General features: G+C 50.1%; 8 protein-coding genes. 7 read left to right on the plus strand and 1 reads right to left on the minus strand.

Annotation, left to right across the window (positions count from 1 at the left end):
- Positions 1-103 precede the first annotated feature (103 nt).
- On the minus strand, positions 104-469 hold the full coding sequence (locus ACOT1A_RS23075) for a MobC (RefSeq protein WP_126336485.1): 366 nt from the start codon (positions 467-469) through the stop codon (positions 104-106).
- A 65-nt stretch (positions 470-534) separates the two neighbouring features.
- Between ACOT1A_RS23075 and mobA the strand changes: the two genes are divergently transcribed.
- The 7 genes from mobA to ACOT1A_RS23110 form a co-directional block, all read left to right on the plus strand.
- Positions 535-1,062: a plasmid mobilization protein MobA gene (gene mobA, locus ACOT1A_RS23080; RefSeq protein WP_225986328.1), complete on the plus strand. Its 528-nt coding sequence runs from the start codon at positions 535-537 to the stop codon at positions 1,060-1,062.
- Complete coding sequence (gene traI / locus ACOT1A_RS23085) at positions 1,049-3,028, plus strand: TraI/MobA(P) family conjugative relaxase (RefSeq protein ID WP_004187323.1); 1,980 nt, start codon at positions 1,049-1,051, stop codon at positions 3,026-3,028. The genes mobA and traI overlap by 14 nt, the downstream gene beginning before the upstream one ends.
- Positions 3,029-3,041: 13 nt before the next feature.
- Positions 3,042-3,542, plus strand: coding sequence for a DotD/TraH family lipoprotein (locus tag ACOT1A_RS23090; RefSeq protein ID WP_004187320.1), 501 nt, complete (start codon positions 3,042-3,044; stop codon positions 3,540-3,542).
- Positions 3,539-4,318 (plus strand): type IV secretory system conjugative DNA transfer family protein, encoded by a 780-nt coding sequence (locus tag ACOT1A_RS23095; protein WP_004187315.1) that lies wholly within the window; start codon positions 3,539-3,541, stop codon positions 4,316-4,318. Before ACOT1A_RS23090 ends, ACOT1A_RS23095 begins: the two co-directional genes overlap by 4 nt.
- 10 nt (positions 4,319-4,328) lie before the next feature.
- Complete coding sequence (gene traJ / locus ACOT1A_RS23100) at positions 4,329-5,492, plus strand: plasmid transfer ATPase TraJ (protein WP_004187313.1); 1,164 nt, start codon at positions 4,329-4,331, stop codon at positions 5,490-5,492.
- Positions 5,482-5,742: an IcmT/TraK family protein gene (gene icmT, locus ACOT1A_RS23105; RefSeq protein ID WP_004187310.1), complete on the plus strand. Its 261-nt coding sequence runs from the start codon at positions 5,482-5,484 to the stop codon at positions 5,740-5,742. Before traJ ends, icmT begins: the two co-directional genes overlap by 11 nt.
- A 24-nt stretch (positions 5,743-5,766) precedes the next feature.
- On the plus strand, positions 5,767-7,091 hold a 1,325-nt coding region (locus tag ACOT1A_RS23110; RefSeq protein WP_229412447.1), incomplete at its 3' end, for a toprim domain-containing protein.

The following is a 7,091-nucleotide window of genomic DNA, read 5'->3' on the forward strand; positions in this document are numbered from 1 at the left end:
ACAAGTATGCACGCACTATTACACGAACAGGCAGCTCCCATGCCCGGCCTGACAGGCCGGGAGCTATATCATAATGTGGGATGCTATATGCGAAAGGTGAAGGTTAATACTGCGGACCTGAAGCATCAGGATTCTGACCTGTAGAGCCATTTTGCGTGCGCTGCTCTTCGTCAACTCCAGTAGTTTTTTTTCGGCTGTTGCTGGTTCGTTTTTTTCCAACTCGTCCGGCAGTAATGTCCTTGATATCACGTAATGTAACATCTGAAAAACCCGCATCGTTGAGGAATTTCAGTATCTCTTTATCTTCATACCCTTTCGAATCTTTCAGCTTCTTAATGTCAGACATAAGTTCATCGAGTACGTGCTTTTTCTCAAGCCTTTCTGACGTCACATCAGGCAAGTCGTCGAGAATGCTTTTGAATTTTCCGATGTCCTCACTGCTATAGAATGCTTTCTTTTTTGCAGGCATATGCCCTCCCAATAATGTCAAAATCGACCATGCCTAACCGGAGAAAATCGGACAAGGCTATTCAGGTGATTTTACATGATGCCCGGCATGATTCAATTGCTCTGCCTGCCAGGCCCTTCGCTGCTGGCATTCAAACAGCGCCGATGGTAGAATTCAATGAGGTATTTAAGTACGGGACAAGATGTGTTTTTGGAGTACCGCCGACACGCGGCGGCCGTCCAAAAACGTCTTGGTCAGGGCAAGCCCCGACACCCCCTAACGAGGTTAGCTATCTGATGAGCCGTAGCGAGAGCAGAAAAACAGACGATCGAATCCAGGTGAGATGTTCCACAGAAGTGAAAGCTAAACTCACCGAAAAGGCCCATGAAGCAGGGCTTAGTCTTAGTCAATATCTTATCAAATCTGGGCTTGGAAAGCGCATTCAATCGAAAGGCAATTACAATGCACTTGCCGCTCTTGTAAAGATAACAGCCCTTCAAAAACATCTGTTTAACGAAGGTGCCGGAGTTCATAGCAAGGAGTATTCAGAGATTCTGATCGAGGTCAAAAAGGCCGCACAGAAACTGCAACAGGAGATGGATGGTGATACCTAAAATCATTGAGGGCCGAAGGGACAAAAAGTCCAGCTTTGGTCAGCTGATTAAGTACATGGCAGACAAGCCGTCTCAGGAGTTGACTGATACAGTTCAGCCTACTCCTGAGACGGCTTTGGCTGTTAAATCAGATATGTTCGAAGGGTTAAACAATTACCTGACCCGTAAGCAGAAAGTGATCAGCACACCGGTGGATGTTGAGCCAGGTGTACAGCGTGTTGTGGTTGGTGATGTTACCTGCCAGTACAATACCTTCTCGCTCGATGGTGCAGCACAGGAAATGAATTCAGTTTCTCAGCAAAGCACACGCTGTAAAGATCCAGTTATGCACTATGTTCTCTCATGGCCTGACTATGAAAAGCCGAATGATGATCAGGTTTTCGATTCGGTGAAGTTTACACTGGCATCGATGGGCATGTCCGATCACCAGTATGTTGCTGCCATCCACCGGGATACAGATAACCTGCATGTGCATGTTGCTGTTAACCGCATCAATCCCCAGACATATAAAGCAGCCTCATCGAGCTTTACCAAAGACACTCTTCATCAGGCGTGCCGCTTACTGGAATTGAAGAATGGTTGGTCCCATTCAAACGGTGCATATGTGGTTAATGACCGTCAACAGATTGTCCGGAACCCTCACAGCAAGAAAGAGCGGGGCAACTGGCGCTCACTCGATCGCATCAACAAGATGGAGAATAAAGAGGGGGTTGAAACGCTCTATCGCTATATCGTTGGTGATGAACAGGTAGGCGGTAGTCGTCAAAACTTGATCCATGTTTCAGCTGGGCTTCGTGAAGCCAAAAGCTGGGATGATGTGCATAAGACATTTGCAGACATCGGTCTTCGTGTCGAAAAAGCACAGGGGAAAAAGGGCTACGTCATTACCCACGAACATCAAAACCAGAAGACGGCTGTTAAGGCGAGTCTGGTATTTAACAAGGCGCAATATACCCTGAAGTCGATGGAAGAGCGCTTTGGTGAATACCAGCCTTCACATATTGAACCGGCCAAAGTATCGGTATTTAAAACCGCATATACCCCTGGTGCTTATCGTCGAGATGCCAATAAACGTCTGCAGCGTAAAATTGAGCGCGCAGAAGAAAGAATGCTGCTCAAGGGTCGCTATCGCGCCTACCGAAACAATTTACCGATATATTCTCCGGATAAGGATCGCATCGCCGATGAATACCGGAAAATTGCCCAACATACCCGGTTGGTGAAAAATAACGTCCGGCATTCTGTTTCAGATCCTCATACCAGAAAGCTGATGTACAACCTGGCTGAGTTCAAACGCCTGCAGGCGGTTGCCAATCTGCGTCTTAGCTTGCGTGAAGAACGCAACGGCTTCAGGGCGGCTAACCCACGGCTTTCTTACCGGGAGTGGGTCGAACAGGAAGCACTGAAGGGTGATAAGGCAGCGCTCAGCCAAATGAGGGGCTTTGCCTATTCCTCCAGGAAGAAGGAGAAGTATAAACAGCAACTGGTTGAGCAGATCGGGTTCAACCGTACCTTTAACGCCATCACCAGTCATGATCGTGATGATGTGGCCGTAATGGCCTCAGCACGTCATGGTGTCAAGCCACGGCTTTTGAAAGACGGTACTGTTATCTTTGAGCGCGACGGTAAACCGGTAGCGGCTGATCGTGGTCATATTGTGCTGACAGAAAGTAATGGAATCGACAAAGAGAAAACGGCTGACCTTGCAATTGCATTAACGATTGCTGGTAAAGCCAAATCTGTTCGTGTTGATGGTGACGGCGAGTTTAAGGAACTGTGCTGTAATCGTATCGTCGATGCAGCTGTGAACCACAATCACCCTGTCGCGCAGGGCATTACCTTCACAGATGCCGCTCAGCAGGCGTATGCTCAAAACGAGAAACATCGTTTGATTCGTGAGCAAAATAATAGTAAAAATGAAATGCAATTCAGAAGTGAAAGCGACGACAAATTCAATCCGAAGTAAAATGGAGTAAGAAATGAAAATCAAAATGCAAACGGTCCTCGCGGCCGTTTCTGTGTTAGCTCTTGCCGGGTGTGCCTCTCAAAGCGAAAAGGAAAAACAAATCTCTGCACAGCAGCTGGTAGATCAGGAATTGCGTGAGCAAGCCATTAAGATAAAACTCGCACAGGATGAGCTTTACCAGGCTGGAGCCATTAACAGGACCCGTTACAAATTCCCTACCATTATCAATGCAAACAGTCAGTATGTTCGTGTGAGCTGGCAGGGTGATGCTTACGAATTACTGGAGCAACTGGCTAAACAGCGTGGCCTTCAATTCACCAGTCAGGGGATCAAGTTACCGCTTCCACTCAATATCGATGTTGGTGGTTCGAAGGTTACGTTTGAACAGTTGCTGACCCTGATCCGACAACAAACGCAGTACCGTGCCACCATCAACCAGAAACCCGGTGAACTGCAGCTGCTTTACCTCACACCATCGAAGAAAGGTTCATTCCTCAGAGGGACCCGCCCATGAAACTTAAACTGATCGTGCTTCTGACGTTACCGCTGCTTGCTGCGAACGTTGCACGCGCGGACGACTCCGATGTTAAAGGCCTGGATTACTACATGGACCCGCCAAGCCAAAGTGACGATGAGGCCGATGTTACTGGCAGTATGCTAAACGACGCAGCGCACACCATTGGATTTCGCGGCGGAAAGGCAGAACGCGCTAAAGAAATTCGCGCCGCGCTGGAAAATCAGCGCAGCAACCTTGATTACATGTATTCGTTCCAGCCGCTGATCTCTTCTGAAGGCTACCTGCCTCCGGTCATTGCTGAAGCTAAAGACGTTGCACACATTACCAATGAGCAAATCCGAACGGCCAACCGTGCCTATGACATTGTGGTGCCGGCGCGCTTTGTCAGTAACCCACCGACCTGGAAAAGCTATCTTCTGACCGGGCTGATGGCGCAGCGGATCGAATTGCCTGAACCGGCTGCAATGCCGAAGGACGGGAAACAACGTGATATCTGGAAAAAAGCTGTCGCGCTGGGCTGGTCTGACGGTCGCCAAAAAGCTGATGAGATATTCACTGCTAATTTCAATCGCCTCACACGGGATTACACCGGCATGTTGCGCTACAGCACGCTACTGCAGCAGGGCATGATTAAGGCTCCAGTCATCACACAGCAGCAGCAAACAGTTACAGGGGATAAAAACCGCCTCATGCTGGGCGATAAAACGAAACGTATGAAGCAGCAAGCTGAGTTTGACATCAACAAACGCAGCTGGAAACCGACCATACGTTAAGGGGCAGTAGATGGAAGCATTCAATTTTGGTCCAACGCTGACGCCCCAGACGCTGGAACGTTTTCTCGTACACTGCTCAAACAATGAAGTGTCCGATATTCTGTTGCAGGGCGGAGATAAAATCTGGGTAGAACGTCATGGGCGCCAGTTGCCCATGACATCTTACCCGCTCGACAACCTGGAGCTGGAACGTACCGTTGATAAGGTGTTCGGTCAGGAGATCAAAGGGACGCTGAAAAGTGCTGCGGTCGTTAATACCGCTATCCAGCTAAGAGGTGATGAAGCGGGCACGATTGGACTCGGCCGCGGCGAAACCCGCCGGTTCCGCGCGAACTTTACTCAGGCCGATATTTATAAAACAGAAGCGGCAATGTCTCTGACACTCCGTGTTCTGAATGAGGTTATTCCTCAGCTTAAACAAATGGGTATTGAGCCGGACCTGTTTAATTCTCTGTTGCCGGCTGCCGGCCTCGGACTGATATGCGGCGAGACGGGATCGGGCAAGTCAACCCTGATGGCCAGCATCTTCCAGTATTGCGGTGAAACGTACCAGGACCGGAAAATCATCACGGTTGAAGATCCCATCGAGTATCGCCTGGGAAGTCGAGACTGGATTGCGCCGGCGCCGGCACAGTCACAGATTGGGCGCGATATTGATTCCTTCCACAATTTTATCACTCTCTCCGGGCTCCGTCGTTCTCCGAAGATTATGGGGGTTGGTGAGCTCCTTAACCGCCTGTCATTTGAAGCTGCTGTACTGGCAGGTAAATCCGGCCACTTTTGTCTTGGCACACTGCACGTCAAAACGGTCGGAGAAGCCATTTCCCGATCATTGCAGAACTATCCGCCGGAAATGCGTGAAGCTGCCGCCTTTGACCTGCTGAGTATCCTTTCTTACATCATCGTGCAACGCTTGCTTAAAACAAAAGACGGCCGGCGCAAGGCTGTCCGTGAATATCTCGTCATTGATAACAGCCTGCGCCGCAAACTCTATGACGTTGATTACAGCAAGTGGGGCCGCTACATCGACGACCTGTTGATCGCTGAAAACCGCAGTCTGATTCAGAACGCCTGGGCAATGCACCAGGAAGGTTTGATCGACGAAGCGGAAGTCATCGAGGTCGCAGGATATATGGACTATCTGGCGTTAAAAGAGGGCAAGTATGGACATTAACAAATGGCGTTATGCCGGCCGGCCACTGACGGTTTTTGGTGTGCCTGTTATCTCGTTTCTTGTGTACTTCATCTGGTTTCCGTTCCCGTCAGTAAAAACCTTTGTTATCTGCACCTGTGTGGTTCTCTTTTACTTTCTGCTGGCCATGATGGGCTACACGTTACCGGTGCTGTACCAGGTCATTCTCCGGGTTATCCGCGGGAAAAAACTTACCGGGCGGCCGTGGTGGTACCGGCGCTCTCAGCGATAACACATAACTACAGGGGTAGACAGTATGGCGAAACCTGAAATTGCAACTGAAAGAACCCGTCTGAGTATTCCCTTTGACGATCGCCAACGTGCAATACGTGCGGCCGGCAAACTGGCTGATGGCAGTAATGCTCTGGACTACGTGAAGGAAGAAAAGGTGTGGTATGCACAGCCGGGGGCCAACCTGAGCCGGCTGAAAGAGTGGATTTTTGACCCCAATAAAGTGATCGAAGAACCGCCCCTGGATATTCAGGCCATTGAAGATGAATTTACGGCGTGGCTTGAAGAGCGCGGTGCCATTATCAAAGACCCCATAGAGTTCGATGGCCAGAAGCATTATGTCGATACCGTGGACGGTAAAGCTGGTTCAAGAAAGGGGGTGTATGCCGCCTTTCTGGATGGCCGACCTGCAGGGTGGTACAGGGACTATAAGAACGGTGGTGAAATTCAGAAATGGGTATCTACCGGCGCAGCCCCTAACCCTGAACAAATGGCCATGCTCCGTGCTGATGCTGCGGCAAGGCGTGAACAAAGAGCTGCAGCGCAAGCGGATAAGTTTGATCAGACCGCTAACCGGTTGATGGAAGAATATAACCGGCTTCCGGATGCCACGGGAGATCTGGCATACCTGAAAAACAAACAGGTCATTGCCGCTAACGGCCTTAAAGCTGATGAGCGGGGCAACGTTGTGATCCCTCTGTTTAATGCTGATGGCGAGTTCAGGACCCTTGAGCGCATCTGGTCCGACGGTAGTAAACACCTTGAAAAAGACGGCCAGGCATGGGGGAGTTTTTTCGTTGTGGGTGGTCAACTGAAGGATGGTGACAACCTGCTTTATGCCGAGGGATATGCGACAGCAGCCAGTATCAGCGAAGCCATCAATCAGCCTGTGATCATGACGGTTAATGCCGGCAACATGGTGGAAGTTGCTGGCCGCCTGAAAGACACCTTTCCAAACAGCACTCATTACTTCCTTGCTGACAATGACATTTATAAAGACGAGAACGTTGGGCTAGAAAAAGCGACAGAAGCTGCAGAGCTGACTGCCGGCCATGTTCTGGTCCCTGCCTTTAGCAACCCGAAAGAAGGGCTTACTGACTACAACGATTTGCATGTCTCTGAAGGGCTGGAGCAAGTCAGATTGCAGGTAGAAGGAGCCATTAATCAAATGAACAGGGTAGACACTATGCCGACTGATAACCCGAACATTACTGACGTTAATCACAGCTCGACTGACAGCGCTGCCGTTGCAGATCCTGAAAAAGCCGCGCCGGTGGCCAGCGCCCCTGCAGCTGCCGAACCGGAGGAAACCGCGCCGGTGGCCAGCGCCCCTGCAGCTGCTGAACCGGA

Source organism: Enterobacter cloacae complex sp. SYL003 (assembly GCF_049236925.1).
Lineage (GTDB): Bacteria > Pseudomonadota > Gammaproteobacteria > Enterobacterales > Enterobacteriaceae > Enterobacter > Enterobacter intestinihominis.

Coding starts and splice junctions, on each gene's coding strand:
- ACOT1A_RS23075 (WP_126336485.1), bottom strand. CDS start 469: ATGCCTGCAAAAAAGAAAGCATTCTATAGCAGTGAGGACATCGGAAAA.
- traI (WP_004187323.1), top strand. CDS start 1,049: ATGGTGATACCTAAAATCATTGAGGGCCGAAGGGACAAAAAGTCCAGC.
- ACOT1A_RS23090 (WP_004187320.1), top strand. CDS start 3,042: ATGAAAATCAAAATGCAAACGGTCCTCGCGGCCGTTTCTGTGTTAGCT.
- ACOT1A_RS23095 (WP_004187315.1), top strand. CDS start 3,539: ATGAAACTTAAACTGATCGTGCTTCTGACGTTACCGCTGCTTGCTGCG.
- traJ (WP_004187313.1), top strand. CDS start 4,329: ATGGAAGCATTCAATTTTGGTCCAACGCTGACGCCCCAGACGCTGGAA.
- icmT (WP_004187310.1), top strand. CDS start 5,482: ATGGACATTAACAAATGGCGTTATGCCGGCCGGCCACTGACGGTTTTT.